At 71.9% G+C, this 18,140-nt stretch carries 16 protein-coding genes and 1 other RNA gene; 10 read left to right on the top strand and 7 right to left on the bottom strand.

Annotated elements, in window-relative coordinates; all coding sequences use genetic code 11:
- Positions 1–66 precede the first annotated feature (66 nt).
- Positions 67–1,470, bottom strand: a complete 1,404-nt coding sequence (locus NE857_RS20850) for an LURP-one-related/scramblase family protein (RefSeq protein ID WP_254417285.1) — start codon at positions 1,468–1,470, stop codon at positions 67–69.
- A gap of 236 nt (positions 1,471–1,706) precedes the next feature.
- Here NE857_RS20850 and NE857_RS20845 point away from each other — a divergent pair, with 236 nt between their 5' ends.
- Positions 1,707–3,209: a carboxylesterase/lipase family protein gene (locus tag NE857_RS20845; protein ID WP_254422054.1), complete on the top strand. Its 1,503-nt coding sequence runs from the start codon at positions 1,707–1,709 to the stop codon at positions 3,207–3,209.
- Positions 3,210–3,425: 216 nt separating this feature from the next.
- Positions 3,426–4,109, top strand: coding sequence for a GTP pyrophosphokinase (locus tag NE857_RS20840; RefSeq protein WP_254422053.1), 684 nt, complete (start codon positions 3,426–3,428; stop codon positions 4,107–4,109).
- Between the two features lie 20 nt (positions 4,110–4,129).
- Here NE857_RS20840 and NE857_RS20835 read toward each other — a convergent pair whose 3' ends face one another.
- From NE857_RS20835 to NE857_RS20825, 3 genes are all read right to left on the bottom strand, one after another.
- Positions 4,130–4,879 carry a hypothetical protein gene (locus tag NE857_RS20835; protein ID WP_254417284.1) on the bottom strand — a complete coding sequence of 250 codons (750 nt, stop codon included), beginning with the start codon at positions 4,877–4,879 and terminating at the stop codon, positions 4,130–4,132.
- Positions 4,880–5,103: 224 nt separating this feature from the next.
- Positions 5,104–7,554, bottom strand: coding sequence for a Tex family protein (locus NE857_RS20830; RefSeq protein ID WP_254417283.1), 2,451 nt, complete (start codon positions 7,552–7,554; stop codon positions 5,104–5,106).
- Positions 7,555–7,821: 267 nt separating this feature from the next.
- Complete coding sequence (locus tag NE857_RS20825) at positions 7,822–8,169, bottom strand: hypothetical protein (protein WP_017580992.1); 348 nt, start codon at positions 8,167–8,169, stop codon at positions 7,822–7,824.
- A 185-nt stretch (positions 8,170–8,354) separates the two neighbouring features.
- Between NE857_RS20825 and NE857_RS20820 the strand changes: the two genes are divergently transcribed.
- From NE857_RS20820 to NE857_RS20810, 3 genes are read left to right on the top strand one after another with little or no spacing between them, the layout of a single operon-like run.
- Positions 8,355–9,074: an ArsR/SmtB family transcription factor gene (locus NE857_RS20820; protein ID WP_254417282.1), complete on the top strand. Its 720-nt coding sequence runs from the start codon at positions 8,355–8,357 to the stop codon at positions 9,072–9,074.
- A 36-nt stretch (positions 9,075–9,110) separates the two neighbouring features.
- Positions 9,111–10,526, top strand: coding sequence for an MFS transporter (locus NE857_RS20815; protein WP_254417281.1), 1,416 nt, complete (start codon positions 9,111–9,113; stop codon positions 10,524–10,526).
- Positions 10,523–10,996, top strand: coding sequence for an MFS transporter (locus NE857_RS20810; protein WP_254417280.1), 474 nt, complete (start codon positions 10,523–10,525; stop codon positions 10,994–10,996). The genes NE857_RS20815 and NE857_RS20810 overlap by 4 nt, the downstream gene beginning before the upstream one ends.
- 51 nt (positions 10,997–11,047) lie before the next feature.
- Here NE857_RS20810 and NE857_RS20805 read toward each other — a convergent pair whose 3' ends face one another.
- The 3 genes from NE857_RS20805 to NE857_RS20795 all read right to left on the bottom strand — a co-directional run bounded on the left by NE857_RS20805 (position 11,048) and on the right by NE857_RS20795 (position 14,281).
- Positions 11,048–11,911 (bottom strand): deoxyribonuclease IV, encoded by an 864-nt coding sequence (locus tag NE857_RS20805; RefSeq protein ID WP_254417279.1) that lies wholly within the window; start codon positions 11,909–11,911, stop codon positions 11,048–11,050.
- A gap of 60 nt (positions 11,912–11,971) precedes the next feature.
- Positions 11,972–12,793, bottom strand: a complete 822-nt coding sequence (locus tag NE857_RS20800) for an alpha/beta fold hydrolase (RefSeq protein ID WP_254417278.1) — start codon at positions 12,791–12,793, stop codon at positions 11,972–11,974.
- 102 nt (positions 12,794–12,895) lie between these two features.
- Positions 12,896–14,281, bottom strand: coding sequence for an FAD-binding oxidoreductase (locus NE857_RS20795; RefSeq protein ID WP_254417277.1), 1,386 nt, complete (start codon positions 14,279–14,281; stop codon positions 12,896–12,898).
- 62 nt (positions 14,282–14,343) lie between these two features.
- On the opposite strand from NE857_RS20795, the gene NE857_RS20790 reads away from it, so the two are divergent.
- From NE857_RS20790 to rnpB, 5 genes are all read left to right on the top strand, one after another.
- A complete protein-coding gene (locus NE857_RS20790; protein WP_254417276.1) occupies positions 14,344–15,309 on the top strand; it encodes a helix-turn-helix transcriptional regulator in 966 nt (321 codons plus the stop codon).
- Between the two features lie 4 nt (positions 15,310–15,313).
- Entirely contained in the window at positions 15,314–16,186 is an 873-nt protein-coding gene (locus tag NE857_RS20785) for a Nif3-like dinuclear metal center hexameric protein (protein ID WP_254417275.1), read from the top strand.
- Positions 16,187–16,298: 112 nt separating this feature from the next.
- Positions 16,299–17,060 (top strand): zinc ribbon domain-containing protein, encoded by a 762-nt coding sequence (locus NE857_RS20780; RefSeq protein ID WP_254417274.1) that lies wholly within the window; start codon positions 16,299–16,301, stop codon positions 17,058–17,060.
- The gene (locus NE857_RS20775) at positions 17,057–17,698 is read left to right on the top strand and encodes a histidine phosphatase family protein (protein ID WP_254417273.1); all 642 of its coding nucleotides are present in this window, start codon (positions 17,057–17,059) and stop codon (positions 17,696–17,698) included. The genes NE857_RS20780 and NE857_RS20775 overlap by 4 nt, the downstream gene beginning before the upstream one ends.
- 54 nt (positions 17,699–17,752) lie before the next feature.
- An RNA gene (gene rnpB / locus NE857_RS20770) (RNase P RNA component class A) lies at positions 17,753–18,136 on the top strand.
- Positions 18,137–18,140: the final 4 nt, after the last annotated feature.

Here is an 18,140-nt window from a genome sequence, read left to right as displayed (position 1 = left end):
TGGACGAGGGGCCCGGATACGACGCTGGTGAAGCTGTCCGCGGGTGGGGCCCATCCGCTGATGTGCCTACCTGCGGCGGCTGCTGCCGCCGGACCGACCGCCGCCGGACCGACCGCCGCCGGAACGGCCGCTGCTGGAGCGGCCGCCACCGGAGCGGCCGCCGCCGGACCGACTGCTGCTGGAGCGGCTGCTGCTGGACCGACTACTGCTGCTGGAGCGGCTGCTGAAGCCGCCACCGGAACGGCTCGCCCCGCCCCGTGAGGACGTGCTCCGCGAGGACGACCGGCCCGAAGCGGACGTGCCGCGCGAGGCCGAGCCGGACCGTGAGGTCGACGTGCCACGGGAGGACGAGGTTCCCCGTGAGGAGGAGGCGGATCGCGAGGAAGAGCCCGAGGGGCGGTTGATTCCCGAGGACGAACGCAGACCGCCGCCACCGCCGCCACTGCCGCCGGTCATCCCGTCCCTGGCGCGCCTGGCCGTGGTGCCCTGGGAAGCATCGCGCTTGAGCCTGGCCGCCCGTGACGTACCGCCGCCGCCCTGGGCGCGTCCCTGACGCTCACGGCGGGCCGCCGCCCCGGTGGAGGGGGCCTCCGACCGTGACGCGAACCCCGCCCCGCCGCGGCGTTCCACCCGCGGTGTGCGGTTGACCCGGGGTGCGGGCGCCTCCGAGCGGGAGGAGAAGGTGCGGTATCCGGCCCGGGAGCTGGTCGCGCGTTGGCGGACGGGGACGTAGCCCCGGCGGCGCACCGGCTGCCAGGTGTGGACCACCAGCGGCGGACGCCTGCGCCGGGCGGCGACGTAGCCGCGCCGGGGGTGGTGCCAGTGGTGGCGGGGCTGGTAGCCGTACTCGGGGTAGCGGCCGAAGTCGGCGTAGTTGGAGTGGTAGAACTCCGGCTCGCGCTCGTGCAGTAGGACGTCGATGGTGATGGCCGCGCCGATGACCAGGCGGCGCAGCGGCCAGGGCAGGTCGTAGGCGAACTCGAGCGCGTAGCGGTCCTCGGTGGTGAAGAACTGCCCGCCCAGGCCGGGGTGCTCCTTGCCGATCCGGGCGATCTCGACCCCGGCGTGGTCCAGGACGGTGAAGTCCCAGCCGTTCCAGTCGCCGCGGATCTCGGCGACGGTGTGGCCGCGGGGGTCGTTGAGCCGGAAGCGCGAGCCCATGAAGGAGCGGTCCTGGACGATGCTGCCGTAGGGCTCGTTGTGCGGGCCGCTCACGTGGATGTAGGGGCGGCCCCGGTCCCAGGGCTTGTCCAGGGTCAGGAGCGGGTGCCCGTCGGGCGCGTAGATCGTGAACCGGTGCGGTAGCTGGGAGCTGCGCCGGTGCGTGTTCGACCACGAGGTCATGTGCTCGTTCACGTACGCCAGCGGCTGACCGGCCTCGCTGAGGACTTCGTAGTGTCCCTCGGAGGAGAACAGGCGGCGGGGCTGTTCGACCAGTAGCACAGGGGCGGTGAACAGGGGTGCGTGCATGTGGGGCCTTTCCGGCGCTGTCGCCCGGCCGGGCGGCGGGGTCGGTGGGGTTCGGGCCAGTGGGGGTCAGGACAAGCAGGCTCAGGCGGGGAGGGATTCAGGAGAATCCAGCTGAAAACCTATCGTCTGGCTTCGACGCCCGCGCCCCTTTCCCGGTTCCAGTTCCCGGCTGAGTCTTGCGCGGGCAAACCTAACGATGTTAGGTGGGTGGAGCGCCGATCCCCAAGGAGGAACACGTGGACGCCGAGTACATCGTGAGGACCGCGAACGGACCGGTTCGCGGCACCGTCTCACCCCGCTCACAGGACGGGCGGATCGTGGTCCACCAGGGCATCCCCTATGCCGCAGCGCCCTTCGGGGAGCACCGCTTCGCCGCACCCGTGCCCGCTCCCACCTGGGACGGGGTCCGCGACTGCACCGAGCCCGGACCGCCCGCGCCCCAGGGCACCCAGCTCATCGGCGCCGCGCCCTGGAGCCCGGACACCTCCCTGGACTGCCTGGTGCTGAACGTCTGGTCCCCGGCAGCCGCAGGCGGCTCCGCCCCGGTCCTGGTATGGATCCACGGCGGCGCCTACATCGTCGGTTCCGGTGACGGGGCGGTCTACGACGGCACCTGCCTGGCCGAGGCCGGACTCGTCGTGGTCAGCGTCAACTACCGCCTCGGTTTCGAGGGCTTCGGCCATGTTCCGGGTCGCCCCGACAACCGGGGCCTGCTCGACCAGATCGCCGCCCTGCGCTGGGTGCGTGACAACATCGCCGCTTTCGGCGGCGATCCCGGCAACGTCACCGTCGCGGGTGAGTCCGCCGGGGCCGGTTCCGTGGTCTGCCTGATGGCCTCGCCCGAGGCCGACGGGCTCTTCCACCGCGCCGTCGCGCACAGCGTCCCCGGCGACATGATCACCGTTGACACCGCCCGCCTGGTCTCCGAGGGCGTGGCCAAGGCCGCAGGTGTGCCCCTGGAGGCCGAGGCCCTGGCCGCGCTGGCCCCCGAGAAGATCCTGGCCGCCACGGACGAGGTCCTCTCCGGCAGCGGAAGGACGGGTAAGGGCGTGCGCACCAAGGCGTTCACCTGCTACGCCCCCGTGGTCGGCGGCCCCGAGCTCCCCGAACCCCCGCTGGAGGCGGTCGCCCGTGGCGCCGCCTCCCACGTGGCGCTCCTCGTCGGCCACAACACCGACGAGTACCGGCTCTTCACCGAGCTCGGCCAGGAGGTGGAGATCGATGGCGAGGCGGCCCTCGCCGTCACCGCGACCCGCCTGGGTCTGAGGGAGGGGGCGGTGGAGGCCTACCGGTCCATGTACCCCGAGGCCTCCCTGCAGGAGCTGTTCAACAAGATCAGCGGCGACGCCCTGTTCTGCGAGTACTCTGTCCGGTTTGCCGAGGCGCACGCGGCGGTCGGCGGCAGCGCGTACTTCTTCCGGTTCGCGGCGCAGAGCCGCACGATGGAGGGGCGTCTGGGCGCCTGCCACGCCTTCGACCTGCCCTTCGCCTTCGGCAACCTGGACAGCGACCTGGCGGTGTTCCTCTGCGACGGCGAGCCGGACGAGGGCTACCAGGGTCTGGCCGAACGCATGGTGGGGGCCTGGAGCGCCTTCGCGGCCACCGGCGACCCGGGGTGGCCCGCGGTCCGGCCGGACGCGACGGTGGTGCGGGTCTGGGACATCGAGGACTCCTTGACGGAGGGTGACGCGACCGCGGTGCGCGCCCTGTGGAAGGACGTGCCCCTCAGCCCCAGGTAGGGCCTCCGAGCACCGCTGTGCCCCGGCCCTCCGTAGTTCGGGGCCCGGTGCGGCAGCCCCCGTCACACGACGCTTCCCGCTCCCGAAGGTACCTGTCACCAGGCTCGGTAACATGCGGTTACGGGGATCGGTACTGGTGTGACGGGGGTTGTTTTCGTGGTGGATGACGTGCCGGAGGCGTTGCTGTCGGCCCGCGACGATGTGGCGCGGTTTCTGATGTCCTACAAGTTCGCCATCGACACCGTGATGGCCAAGGTCAACATCCTCAACGAGGAGTTCCGCTACACCCACGACCACAACCCGATCGAGCACGTCAGCTCCCGGCTCAAGACCCCGGCGAGCATCATGGAGAAGGCGCAGCGGCGCGGGGTGCCCTTCGACCTCAACGCGATCCGCGGGGCGATCCTCGACATCGCCGGTATCCGGGTGACGTGCAGTTTCGTCTCGGACACCTACTCGATCCGGGACATGCTGACCGGGCACGAGGACATCAAGGTGATGGAGGAGCGCGACTACATCCGCTCTCCCAAACCCAACGGCTACCGCAGCCTGCACCTGCTGGTGGAGACCCCGGTGCGGATGTCGGACCGGACCGTGGACGTGCCGGTGGAGATCCAGATCCGCACCATCGCGATGGACTTCTGGGCCAGCCTGGAACACAAGATCTACTACAAGTACGGCAAGTCGGTCCCCGAGCGGCTGTTGGACGAGATCCGCGAGGCGGCCGAGACCGCCAACCGGTTGGACGTGACCATGGAGCGCCTGCACGGCGAGGTCCGCGAGCAGGGGGACCGGGCCAGGACCACGCTGCCCGGGCCGGAGGACCTGCGCAAGCTGCCGCTGGCCGAAGAGCTCCTTCGGGCGCTGGCCGACCGGGTCAACTCCGAGCGCTCCGACTGACGGGCGCCGCGTCGCCGCGGTCAGTTCACCTCGGTGCGGGACGTGACGTCACGGGAGAGCAGGATCCGTTTTTGCCGGGTGTCGGTGGTGAGGACGGTGAGGAACTGGCTGCCGTTCTGGACGACGTAGGCGTGTACCACCTCGTCCTGGAGTTCGATTCGTTCCTCGGGTACCCACACCTCGTCGATAAGGGCCGCTCCGAGGAGCACCGCGGTCAGGGCGAGGGTTCCGGCACAGGCGGTGATACGGCGCAAGAGGGCACGGGTGGGGCCACCCCGCAGTTCGACTGCGACCAGGAGCGCGAACCAGACCAGAGCCGCGGCCAGGGTGGCCCACGCGGAGAAAGACAGCACCGCCGCCGCGAACACGACCGCCATGGCCACGACGACCACCAGGGAACCAGGGGATCGGTTGCCTTCGCGGAGGTGGCGCAGGTGCCCGGCCGCGCTCAAGGGTACGAAGAGGGCCAAGAGCCACACGGTGATGGTCCCCGCGCCCAGGAAGGTGCCCACCGCGATGGTGATCGCGTCACCGAAGTCGATCGCGTCGGCCAGACCGAAGGCGGTCCGCCAGTCGTAGTGGGTGACGGCCATGAGGCGCAGCAGGATGAACGCGAAGGCGGCGCCGGCGGCCGTGGTGCCCGCGGACCACAGGCGTGAGGTGCTCTGCTCCGGCTCCGACCGGAGGCCGGTGTCCGTTTCGGTGGCGTCGTCCATGGGCTCCGGAGCTCGTTGGCGGGGTCGGCGCCCGATGGCGCGTGCGGATCTCACGTTAACGACAGGCTGACCGGCCCGCTCTGATGGCGCGCTGAGGGGTCGATGTTCGGGGTGTCCAGGAGGACGTGGAACGGGTCGGGCGCTCTGCGGTCGAGCAACCCGCGCGGGATGTGCTCCAGCCCGGCTGGCACATCCCGCGCGGGCGGGGCCTCGGACACCAAGAACGGAGGGGGCGCGCGGCCCCCTCCGTCCCGTGGTCCTACAGGTTGTGCTTGCCGTTACTTGCCCAGACCGGCGCGGCGCAGCGCGTCGGCCATCGCCCCCGAGGGCGCCGGAGCATTGTCGCGTCCGGCGTTGCCGCGACCGCCGCGGTTCTGGCCGCCGTTGCCGCCGCCACGGCGCTGCTCGCCGCCGCGGCCACTGCGACCACCGCCACCGCCGTTGCCGCCCTGGCCGCCGCGCTCACCACGTCCGCCACTCCTGCCGCCCTGGTTCCGGCCGCCCTGGTCCTGGCCGCCGGGGGCGGGCGCCTCGTCGTCCAGGCGCATGGTCAGCGAGATCCGCTTGCGCGGGATGTCGACGTCCTGCACCTTGACCTTGACGATGTCGCCCGGCTTGACGATGTCGCGCGGGTCCTCCACGAACTTGCGCGAGAGCGCCGACACGTGGACCAGCCCGTCCTGGTGCACGCCCACGTCCACGAACGCGCCGAAGGCGGCCACGTTGGTGACCACCCCCTCCAGGATCATGCCCTGCTCCAGGTCGCTCAGCTTCTCCACACCCTCCTTGAAGGTGGCGGTGGTGAAGGCGGGACGCGGGTCGCGGCCGGGCTTGTCCAGCTCGCTGAGGATGTCGGTGACGGTCGGCAGCCCGAACTTGTCGTCGACGAAGTCCTCGGGGCGGATGCCCGACAGCGCCTTCTTGTCACCGATCAGCGAGGGCAGGTCGGTCCCGGCCCGGTCCAGGATGCGCCGCACCACCGGGTAGGCCTCGGGGTGCACAGCGGAGGCGTCCAGCGGGTCGTCGCCGTTCGGCACCCGCAGGAAGCCCGCGCACTGCTCGAACGCCTTGGGGCCCAGCCGCGGCACCGAACGCAGGGCCTCGCGGGTGCGGAAGGGGCCGTTGGCGTCGCGGTGCGAGACGATGTTGCGGGCCAGGGTGGACGTCACGCCCGACACCCGGGTCAGCAGCGGCACCGAGGCGGTGTTGACGTCCACGCCCACACCGTTCACACAGTCCTCGACCACGGCGTCCAGCGAGCGCGACAGCTTCGACTCCGCCAGGTCGTGCTGGTACTGGCCCACACCGATGGACTTGGGGTCGATCTTGACCAGCTCGGCCAAAGGGTCCTGCAGGCGCCGGGCGATGGAGGCGGCCCCGCGCAGGGAAACGTCCAGGTCCGGCAGCTCCTCGGAGGCGTAGGCCGAGGCCGAGTAGACCGAGGCGCCCGCCTCCGAGACCATCACCTTGGTCAGCTTGAGCTCGGGGTGGCGCTTGATCAGGTCGCCCGCCAGCTTGTCCGTCTCACGCGAGGCGGTGCCGTTGCCGATCGCGACCAGCTCCACGTCGTGCGCGGCGCACAGCCGGGCCAGGCTGTCGATCGACCCGTCCCAGTCACGGCGCGGCGCGTGCGGGAAGACGGTGTCGGTGGCCACGACCTTGCCGGTGGGGTCGGTGACGGCGACCTTCACCCCGGTGCGCAGCCCCGGGTCCAGGCCCAGGGTGGCGCGGCTCCCGGCGGGAGCCGCCAGCAACAGGTCGCGCAGGTTGGCCGCGAAGACGTTGACGCCGTCGTCCTCGGCCTGCTGCCACAGGCGCATCCGCACGTCGATGTCCAGGCGGACCAGGATGCGGGTGCGCCAGGCCCAGCGCACGGTGTCCTGGAGCCAGCGGTCGGCGGGGCGGCCCCGGTCCACGATCTCGAAGTGGGAAGCGATGGCGTTCTCGTAGGTGCTGCGCGGCACGGTGCCGTCGGCGCCCGCCTCGGGGGTCTCCTCCGGCTCCAGGTTGAGCGTGAGGACTTCCTCCTTCTCGCCCCGGTACATGGCCAGGACGCGGTGCGAGGGGAGCGCGGTCAGGGGTTCGGAGAAGTCGAAGTAGTCGGCGAACTTGGCCCCGGCCTCCTCCTTGCCCTCGCGGACGGTCGAGCCCAGGCGGCCCTTCTCCCACAGGCGCTCGCGCAGGGTGCCGGTGAGGTCGGCGTCCTCGGCGAAGCGCTCCACCAGGATCGCGCGGGCCCCGTCCAGGGCGGCCTTGGTGTCGGCCACGCCCTTGTCGGCGTCCACGTAGGCGGCGGCGACCTCCTGCGGGTCCTGGTTCGGGTCCCCGATCAGCCCCTCGGCGAGCGGTTCGAGACCGGCCTCGCGGGCGATCTGGGCCTTGGTGCGGCGCTTGGGCTTGTAGGGGAGGTAGATGTCCTCCAGACGGGCCTTGGAGTCGGCCGCGTTGATGCGGGCCTCCAGCTCGTCGTCCAACTTGCCCTGGGAACGGATCGACTCCAGGATCGCGCTCCGGCGTTCGGCCAGTTCACGCAGGTAGCGCAGGCGTTCCTCGAGGGCGCGCAGCTGGGCGTCGTCCAGCGCTCCGGTCGCCTCCTTGCGGTACCGGGCGATGAAGGGCACGGTCGACCCGGCGTCGAGCATGTCGACGGCGGCACTGACCTGGTGCGCGCCCACGCCGAGCTCCTCGGCGATGCGCTGGTCGATCGTGGGTGTCACAGGGGTCGTCACGAGTAAACGTCCACTCTCTGGCTGTTCGGTGCGCGGACATTCTCGCGATGCGCGCGGGCGTTGTCACCCCGGCGCGTCGCTGTCCGCACTTCCAGGTTCCCGCACGATAGCCGGTGCTCGGTCCCGGGGCGGGTCGGAGAGGGGGATCGAAGCGGGACGGTGCTTCGGCCCTGGCGGGGTCTTGTCGAGGTTCACCCGGGGCCTGCTCGGTTCGGACCGGAGCTGGTCGGACGGGGCCCGGGCAGGGGTGGGCGAGGGCGGCGGGGATCAGGGGTTGGTGCCGTCGAGGTAGTCGGGGGCGTAGTACTCGTCCACGGGCATCGGGCCGCGGTAGCCCTGGCACATGCACTGGCGGTAGGTGGAGTTGGCCTGGCCGGTCCAGCGGCCGGGGATGACCACCTGGGTCTGGCAGCGCTTGGTCTCCTGGTCGTGGAAGACCAGGTTGTGGCCGCAGCCGCAGACCGGTTGGGGGGTGCGCTGCCCCTGAGGCGGGATCTGGGGTGCGGCCTGGTGCTGCTGGAGTTCCCGCCTGGCCTCGCGGTGGGCGGTGCGCCGCCCCGCGAAGAAGCTCACGGCCGCGATCGCCGCCCCGATGACCATGAAGAACGGTTCCATGCGGTGACACCCTCCTCTGCTCCCCGGGGCCCCGCATGCACGCGGAGCCGTGTCCATTGTCGCCCATCGGACGGTTTCGCAGGGGGTGGGGTTCTCCGGGAGTCCTGTACCCGGCGCCGAAAGTTTCCCAAAGAAATCTCTGCAAAGGTATTTTTGCAAAGAAGCCTTTGCGGTACGGTTCCGGCATGAGCGAAGAGGAAGAGACCGAACAGAGCAACCCGCCCCCCAAACCCATGGAGGTCGGGGCAGAGGCCCTGCGGGGGCTGGCCCACCCGCTGCGCGCCCGGATTCTGGACGAACTCTCCGTCCAGGGGCCCGCCACCGCCACCATCCTGGGCAAACGCCTGGGGGAGAGCAGCGGGTCCACCAGCTACCACCTGCGCCAGCTCGCCCGGTTCGGGTTCGTCGAGACCGACCCCGAACGCTCGGGCGGCCGCGACCGCTGGTGGCGGGTCCGCCCCGGCGGCTGGCACATGCGTGGTACGCGGTTCCTGCGCAGCCCCGCCACCCGCGAGGCCGCCGAGATCGTCCTGGACGGCTACTACCGAGGGCGCCAGGAACGCGCCGAGCGCTGGCGGCGGGTCCTCCAGGAGCACTCCGAGTCCCCGAGGGTGCGCCGCTGGAGTGAGGCCTACCAGGACTCGGTCTCCCACCTGCGGCTGACCCCCGAGGAGACCGAGGAGTTCGCCGGGGAGATCAACGCGCTGGTCCGGGAATGGGCGCGCCGCTTCCAGGACCGGACCGCCCAGAGCCACCCGGACACGGAGCCGGTGGAGCTGCAGACCGATCTCTTCCCCAACCTCACTGACCTCACCGACCCCGCCGACCTCCCTGAACGGGAGACGGATCCGGGTGAGAACCGCGAAGACACCGGCCCCGACGACGCGGGCGATCCTCCGCAGTAGCGGCCACCTGAACCCACCCCCTCTCAGGAGCATCCCTTGACCACCGCGACACCACCCGTATCCGCAACCGCGTCCGGCAACCAGCGCCTCGGCGGTGCCTTCCACCGCTTCTGGGGCGCCGGGCTCTTCACCAACCTGGCCGACGGCATGATCCTCGTCGCCCTGCCGCTGATCGCCGTCACCCTCACCCAGGATCCCCTGCTGGTCGCCGGGCTCACCGCCACCCGCTTCCTGCCCTGGCTGCTGCTGGCCCCGCTGTCCGGCGTGCTGCTGGACCGGGTGCACCGGATACGCGCCATGGTGGTGTCCAACACCGTCGCCGCCTCGGTCATGGTCGCTCTGATCCTGACCCTGGTCACCGGGAACCTGACCATCTGGGCGCTCTACGCCGCGATGTTCGCGTTGATCTGCTGTGAGACCGTCACCGACCCGGCCAACCGCCTGGCCGTGGTCCAACTGGTCCCCGCCCGCCTGCTCGACCGGGCCAACAGCCGGGTCGAGGGCGGCCGCCTGGTCGCCCAGGACTGCCTGGGCGGACCGGTGGCCGGTTTCCTGTTCGCGGCCGGTGCCGTCGCCCCGCTGCTGGGCATCGCCGGTTCCTACGTGCTGTGCGTGGCCCTGCTGTGCGCGGTCCCCCTGGTCTGGCGCCGCTCCGGGCCTGAGCACAAGGACGCGGACGCGGGTGGTGAAACGGAATCAGCCGGGTCCGAGGGGTTCTGGCGCTCCACCGGTGAAGGGTTCCGGCAGGTCTTCGGAGACCGCATCCTGCGCGGCAACATGCTCTGCAACGCCGGGATGATGGTCGGGGGGAACATGGGCGGAGCCGTGATGGTGCTCTACGCCCAGCAGGACCTCGGGGTCCCCGCCGTGTTCTTCGGGGTCTTCATGATGTCCATGGCCATCGGAGGGCTGGGCGGAGCCCTGGCGGGTGACCGGCTGATCACCCGGTTCGGTCGGCGCGCGGTCGTGCTCGGCGGCTACCTGGGAATGGCCGCCTGTTTCGCGGGAGTGGCTCTGTCCGTGGCGCCCCACACGGCGTTCGTCCTGCTCACGGGGGCGGGTTTCCTCATGGTCGTTTCCAACATCGCGGCCAGTCCCTACTACCAGACCGTGGTCCCCGACCAGGTGCGGGGCCGAATCGCCGGGGTCAGCAGGATGATCGGTTGGGGAGTCACCCCGGTCGGCGCTCTGGCGGGCGGGATGCTCGGCAGGATCGACCTGGCGCTGCCGTTCCTGGTCGGCGGGGTGCTCATGGCCGTCACCGCGCTGCTCGCACGAAGGATCGTCACCGAGACCGCCCGTCGGGTCGACCTGAGACTGACCGAGATGAACGAGGCGGCGAGCACGGGAGAACAGGACCCGGAGACAGGCACGGAGGAGCGCGCCGGGGAGACCGGGGCCGAGGTGACCGGCTTCGCAGGGGAGAACACGGCCGAGGGGCGTCAGCGGTGACCAACGCTTCCCGGTCTTCGGTGACCTCCGGCCGGGAACGGCTCGGCGGGACCTTCCACCGCTTCTGGGCGGCGGGGGTGTCCACCAACTTCGGTGACGGGCTCCCGGCGGTCGCCCTGCCGCTGATCGCCCCCTCGCCCAGGACGTTGCTGGTGACCGGGCTGACGGTGGCCCGCTTTCTGCCCTGGCTGCTGCTGGCCCCGCCGTCCGGGGCGCTGCTGGACAGGGCCGACCGACTACGGGCATTGGTGGCGGCCAACACGGCGGTCGCCGCGACCGTGGCCCTGCTCACTCTGGCCCCGGCCACCGGACACACCACCGTGTGGATGCTCTGCGCGGCGGTCTCCTACGCGCTGTGTGCGGTGCTGGTCACCACGGTCGTCGTGCTGTGCAGCGTGCGCGCGAGCATCGAGGTCGCGGAACTGCGCGACCGGGCAGTGACCGAGCAGGGCCCCACGGAACAGGACTGATCAGGGAGGGAACCCGGCCGGAGCCGACCCGCTTCCGAGGGGACGGGCGGCTCAGGCCCCGGCGCGCAGCTTCTTGAGGGTGACCACGTCCTCGGCGTGCGGACCCTCCGGGCCGGGGGTCTCCAGGGTGATGGGCACCCCGGCGCTCACCGGGTGGCGGAACAGCTCCGCGAAGGGTTCGGCGCCGATGTGGCCCCTGCCGATGTTCTCGTGCCGGTCCTTGTTGCTGCCGCAGGGCGCCTTGGAGTCGTTGCCGTGGATCAGCTTGAGCCGGTCCGCGCCGACCACCTCGCCGAAGCGGTCCAGGGCCTCGCGCATGCCCTCGACGGTGGAGATGTCGTGCCCGGCCGCGAACAGGTGCGCGGTGTCCAGGCACACGCCCACGTTCGGGTGCCAGTCCAGGGCCTCGAAGTAGGGGACGAGGTCGTCGACGGTGGCGCACAGCACTTGGCCCTGCCCGGCCATCGGCTCCAGCAGCAGCGGGGGCACGTCCTCGCCCAGGCGCTCCAGCATCGGCAACAGGCGCTCGCGGGCGCGGGCCAGCCCTTCCTCACGGGTGCCCGAGACGGCCGAGCCGGTGTGCATGACCGCGCCCAGCGCACCGATCTGCGCGCTGCGGCGCAGAGCGTGCTCCATCGAGGTGATGGACTTGGCCGCGGTCTCCTCGCTGGGGGTACCCGGATTGATCAGGTAGGGGGCGTGCACGAACACGGGCAGGTCGGTGCGCTCGCGCATCTGCGCGTCCTGGGCCGGGTCGCCGCCGTTGGTGGCCCACCCGCGGGGGTTGGACACGAACACCTGGACGGTTTCGGCGCCGATCTTCTCCGCGTAGGCCAGACCCTTGGTGGCCATGCCGCCCGCGACCGGAACGTGCGCTCCGACCGGGGACTGGGGTCGCTCTTCGGTGTTGTTCATCGCCGAACCACTCTAGGCGCGGGCGAGCGGTGGGTCGGGCGTGCCCCCGCTCACAGGGCCTCAGCGGCGGTCGCGGAGTTCGGCGAGCAGGGCGGGCAGCTCCCAGAGCACGGTGATGTGGCCGTGGCCGGACAGTACCCGCAGGTCGGAGCCGGGCACCAGGGCGGCGGTGTGCGTGGTGTGCGCCAGGGGCACCACGGTGTCCTGGTCGCCGTGCGCGACCAGGAACGGTGCCTTGACGGCGGCCGGATCGAAGTCCCAGGGGCGGCCCTGCACCCAGGAGTCCTGGGCGTAACCGCTCACCCCCTGGGCGAAGGCGTCCTTGGCCGCGGCGGCCAGGTGCGGCACGTGCCGGGTGGCGAACAGCTCGCGGTCGGGTGCGGGCAGGTCCGAGGGACGATCGCCGAGATGGTCCTCGGCCCAGGCCAGGGCGGACTTCTCGTCGGGCAGGCGCATCATGGTGCACTCGTCCTCCCGGTAGCCCTCCCAGGCCGGTGCCCACGAGAAGTCGGTGACCCCGCCCAGCACGACCGTGCCGAGCACCCGCTCGGGTAGCAGGGCGGCGGTGACCACCCCGTAGGGCCCGCCGGAGGAGTGCGCGGCCACCAGGAAGCGGTCGATCCCCAGGGCGTCGGCGAGGGCGGCCGCGTCCCCGGCCCAGTCGGTGAGCGTGCGCCCCGGGGCGGGGGAGGAGCCGCCGTAACCGGGCCGGTCCGGAGTGATCACCCGCAGCCCGGCCGCGCCGAACTCCTCGTGCTGGTCGCCGAGGTTGCGTCGGCTCATCGGCGCGCCGTGGAAGAACAGGACGGGCATGCCCCCGGGGTCGCCGATGTCGGTGTAGGCGACCGTGCGTCCGTGGAGTTCGACCGTGGTGTCCCGCATCTGGCGCGTCCCCGCTTTCCTCGGTGTTGTCTGAACGCTAGGCGGCGCCCGCCCCCGACCGCAAACAGCGGGGCGAAGGGGGTGCGGGGTCGCGGGGTGTGCTCAGCCGCCGAAGGCGGAGGGGATCGGGCGGTTGGTGTGGATGCGCCGGTGCGGGTCGACGCGGTCCCGGATCTGCGTGAGTCGCCGTAGGTCATCGGGGGCGAACATCGCGCGGACCTCGTCCTCGGTCACCGCGCCGAAGCTCAGATTGGCCGACCGGCCCCGGGTGTGGTCGGCGAAGAGCGCGGCCGCCTCGGCGCGCAGGGCGCGCGCTTCGCCGGTTTCGGGCTCGGTGAAGGTGAGCACGCTCAGGGCGTAGGCGGCGTCCCGGTGGCCGATCGCGTCGGGGACCTCGGGCGGTCGGGCCAGGGCACCGCCCAGGTGGCGCAGCCAGACCACGCTCATGAACGGACGGTCGGTGGCGGCCAGCTGTTGGAGTTCGGCCAGGGCCTCGGGGGTCAGGGCGTCCACCAGGAGCCCTTCGCCGCGAAAACCGGCCGGGTCGTCGTGGTCGTCGAACACCGCGCCGGACTCGGTGTAGGGGAGTTCGCGCAGGGTGTCCATCAGGACCGGGGCCAGGGAGTACAGCGGCTCGGCCAAGGCCGGGCCCTCCTCCGGCGGCCCCGCCCAAGCCAGGGAGACCTGCACGATCAGCCTCCCGCGCATGGGTTCGGGCACGCCCTCCATATCCGGGCAGACCAGGGCGGACACCCCTGAGGTGAGTTCCTCGGGGGTTCCCTCGGCCCACCGGCGCCAGCCGTCCAGGGCTCGCGGGGCGTCGGTCGCGTCCAGGTACAGGCTGCCCCCGTACAGGCGGGACACCGGGAACAGGTCGAACTCCACCTCCGTGACCAGTCCGAACGAACCTCCACCCCCGCGCAGCGCCCAGAACAGGTCCGGGTCGCTGTGGGCGTCCACCCGACGGTGGTGTCCGTCGGCGGTCACCAGGTCCAGGCTTCGGGCGTGGTCGGCTGCGTATCCGTACCGGCGGCCCATCAGGCTCAGTCCGCCGCCGAGGGTGTAGGAGACCGCACCCACCCCGGGGGCGCTGCCCGAGAGCGGTGCCAGCCCGTGCGGGGCGGCGGCGTCGATCACGTCCTGCCAGGTGGCTCCGGCGCCGACGGCGGCCGTGCGGTGATCGGGATCGACCCGGACCCGGTCCAGGCGCCGGGTGTCCACCAGGATCCCGCCGCGCAGGCCGGTGCCGTGGCCGTGCCCGGTGCGCTGGGCCGCCACGGCGACCCCGATTTCGGCGGCGACCGCCACCGCGGCGCGTACGTCCTCGGCGTCGGCGGCCTCCACGACGGCGTTCGGTGCGTGCCGGTCCACCCGCTGCATCCCGGACCGGCCCCGTTCGTGGCCGGGGCTGCCGGGGGCGTGCACCGGCCCGCTCACCCGTGCCCGCAGCGCGTTCATGACCTGTGTCTGTTCTGTGGTCTCACTCATGGGGCCAACGTAGGAACCAATGCGGTCATAACTTGGCCGCAATGACCGGCAGTATGAAAATCATGCGTGAATGGAGCGGGGAGGACGGGGATTCGGTGCGGGGAACCCTGCCGCAGCGGTTGCTGCGGCTGCTGTCGCTGCTCCAGGTCCGCCGCGAGTGGAGCGGCGCCGAACTCACCGAACGGCTCGGGGTCAGCGCCCGCACCCTGCGCCGGGACGTGGAACGCCTGCGCGACCTCGACTACCGGGTGGAGGGCACCCCGGGTGTGGCGGGCGGGTACCGGCTGGCCTCCGGGCAGGACCTGCCGCCGCTGCTGCTGGACGACGAGGAGGCGGTGGCGATCGCGCTGGCCCTGACCACCGCCACCGGGTTCGAGGACAGCGCGCTGCGCGCCCTGGCCAAACTCGAACGGGTCCTGCCCGCCCGGCTGCGCCCCCGGCTGGCGGCGGTCAGCGGCGCCGCGTCCGTGGTCCGGCACCCCGAGGCCCAGGGGGCGGACCCGACCGTGCTCGGGATGCTGGCCGCCTGCCGCCACGACCGCGCGGTCACCGACTTCACGTACCGGGACCGGGCCGGGAATCGCAGTGAACGCCGGGTCGAGCCCCACCACCTGGTCTCGCACGGCGGCCAGTGGTACCTGATCGCCCACGACACCGACCGCGGCGACTGGCGGACCTTCCGGGTGGACCGGCTGCACGACGCGCGACCCACCCACGGCCGTTTCGAGCCCCGGGAGCTGCCCGCGCCCGACCCCGCGACCTTCCTCACCCGGCTGTTCGCCCGGGGCACCTACCGGTACACGGTCACGATGACTCTGGACCTGGCCGGGGAGGAGGTGCGCGGGCGGCTGTACGGGCCCCTGCCCGGCCGGATCGAACCCCGCGGCCCCGAGCGCTGCGAGCTCCGCCTCAGCGCGGACTCCCTGGACCTGGTCTGCCAGTACACGGCCGCCGTGCTGTCCCTGGGCGCGACCGCCGAGTGGGACGCCCCCGCCGAGGTCACCACCCGGCTGTCGGGAATGCTCTAGTCTCTTGGCCGTGAGCACCTCGACCGCGCAGCCAGTCACCCTGTCCGACGTCACCGCCGCCTTCGAGGAGGTCTACCCGCCGCGGTGGGCGGCCTCCTGGGACGCGGTCGGTCTGGTCTGCGGCGACCCCGCGCAGACGGTGGAGAAGATCCTGTTCGCGGTCGACCCGGTGGACGCGGTGGTCGACGAGGCCGTGACCTGGGGCGCCGACCTCGTCATCACGCACCACCCGCTGATGCTGCGCGGGGTGACCAGCGTGGCCGCCGACACCCCCAAGGGCCGGATCGTGCACCGCCTGATCCGTTCGGGGGTGGCCCTGTACACCGCGCACACCAACGCCGACACCGCCGCGCCCGGGGTGTCCGACGCCCTGGCCCGCGCGGTCGGGCTCACCGGGCTGCTGCGCCCGCTGGAGCCCGATGCCACCGACCCCGAGGGGCGGCGCGGTATCGGCCGGATCGGTGAGCTGGAGGAGCCTCTCGTCCTGCGCGACTTCGCCGAGCGGGTCGCCCGGGGGCTGCCCGCCACCGCGGGCGGCATTCGGGTCGCCGGTGACCTGGACCGGCTCATCAGCACCGTCGCGGTCTCCGGTGGGGCGGGTGATTCCCTGCTGGGTGCGGCCCGCGCGGCGGGGGTCGACGCCTACGTCACCTCCGACCTGCGCCACCACCCGGCTTCGGAGTTCATCGAGGAACCGGGCGGGCCCGCGCTCGTGGACACCGCCCACTTCGCCAGTGAGTGGCCCTGGCTGGAGGACGGAGCCGCCCACCTGGCCGACGCGCTCGGGCGCACGGGTGGTCCAGATGGGGCTAACGTGGAGATCAGGGTGTCGACCACCGTGACGGATGCCTGGTCACGGACCTTCCAGCACGCGTAGCGCACAGGTAGTGCGTATACGGACCACGTGTAGCAACTGCTCGACCACCACAACTGCACAGGGCGCGGGCGGCCTCCCCGGCCTCCCAACCGCGATTCTCAGGAGACCCCAAGTGAAAGCCGAACCCGCCGCTCAGGCCAGACTGCTCGACCTCCAGGAGCTGGACACCCAGCTGGAGCGTCTGGACCACCGTCTCCGGAGCCTGACCGAGATCGCCGAGGCGGCCCAGCTCAAGGAGCGCGTCGACGCCATCGACGCCGAGCTCATCACCGCCCAGACCAAGGCCTCCGACGTCGAGCGCCACCAGCGCAAGGCCGAGAGCGATGTCGACCAGGTGCGCTCCCGCGCCGACCGCGACGCCAAGCGCCTGGAGTCGGGCCAGATCACCAACGCCAAGGAGCTGCAGAACCTGCAGTCGGAGATCGAATCCCTGGGCCGCCGCCAGGCCGAGCTGGAGGAGGTCGTCCTGGAGGTCATGGAGCAGGCCGAGGGGCTCAGCACCGAGGTCGCCCGCCTGACCGAGGAGCGCGAGGCGGCCGTCGCGAAGTTCACCGAGGTCACGGCCCGCCGGGACACCGCCGCAGCCGAGATCCAGTGGGACCGTACGCGCGTCACCCAGGACCGCGAGCGGGTCAGCGCGGAGATCCCCGCCGACCTGTTGGCCCTGTACGACAAACTGCGCGCCCAGTACGACGGTGTGGCCGCCGCCCCGCTGCGCTACGGCCGCTGCAACGGCTGCAAGCTGGCGCTGAGCACCGTCGAGCTGAACGAGATCCGCGCCACCGCCGCCGACCAGATCGTGCGCTGTGAGGACTGCCGACGCATCCTGGTGCGCACCGAGGAGTCGGGTCTGACCGCCCCCGTCGTCGAATGAGCACCGGTTGGGGCGGGCCGGACACCGAGCCGACCCGCCTGGTCCTGCTGCGGCACGGCCAGACTCCGCTGTCGGTGGAACGCCGCTTCGCCGGGCGCGGGGACATCCCGCTCACCGACGAGGGCCACGCCCAGGCCGAGGCGGCCGCGCGCCGCCTGGCCGGGTGGGGGATCGAAGCGGTGGTCTCCTCACCGCTGCTGCGCACCCGGCAGACCGCCGGGTACGCGGCGGACCTCCTCGGGCTCGCCGTCGAAGAGGACGAGGGGTTCGTGGAGACCGACTTCGGATCCTGGGAGGGGCTGACCTTCGCCGAGGCCCGCGAGAGCGACCCCGAACACGTCAGCCGGTGGCTGTCCGACCCCGAGACGGGCCCGCCCGGAGGCGAGAGCTTCGCCGAGGTATCGCGCCGCGTCGGCAGGGCCCGCGACGCCCTCCTGGAACGCCACCGCGGCCGCCGCGTCCTGGTGGTCAGCCACGTGACCCCGATCAAGGTCGCCGTCCAACAGGCGATGCTCGCCCCGATCGGCGCGCTGTACCGGATGCACCTGGACACCGCGTGCCTGACCGAGGTGGACTGCTACGCCGACGGACCCCAGGTGGTGCGTTCGCTCAACGACACCGCACACCTGGGAACCTAGGCCCCTTCGGGGCCGCCGTACCCCGGTGGGGCCGGTAGACTGACCGGTAGAGGGGGAGTCGGCCAGACGGTCGCGGACCCGCGCCCAGCGCGGGTTCGAGGAAAGTCCGGACTCCACAGGGCAGGGTGGTCGGTAACACCGACCCGGGGTGACCCGCGGGACAGTGCCACAGAAAACAGACCGCCACCGCTCGCGGTGGTAAGGGTGAAACGGTGGTGTAAGAGACCACCAGCGGTCGGAGTGATCCGACCGGCTAGGTAAACCCCACCCGGAGCAAGGTCAAAAAGGGAACCTCCGGGTTCCCGCGCGGATGTTCGAGGGCGGCCCGCCCGAGTCCGCGGGTAGACCGCACCGAGGTCGTCGGCAACGACGGCCCCAGATGGATGACCGTCCGGTTCTCAGAACCGACAGAATCCGGCTTACCGGCCGACTCCCTCCTCTC

This window comes from Nocardiopsis exhalans, assembly GCF_024134545.1.
GTDB classification, from domain to species: domain Bacteria; phylum Actinomycetota; class Actinomycetes; order Streptosporangiales; family Streptosporangiaceae; genus Nocardiopsis; species Nocardiopsis exhalans.
This window is presented reverse-complemented; position numbering and strand designations above follow the sequence as displayed.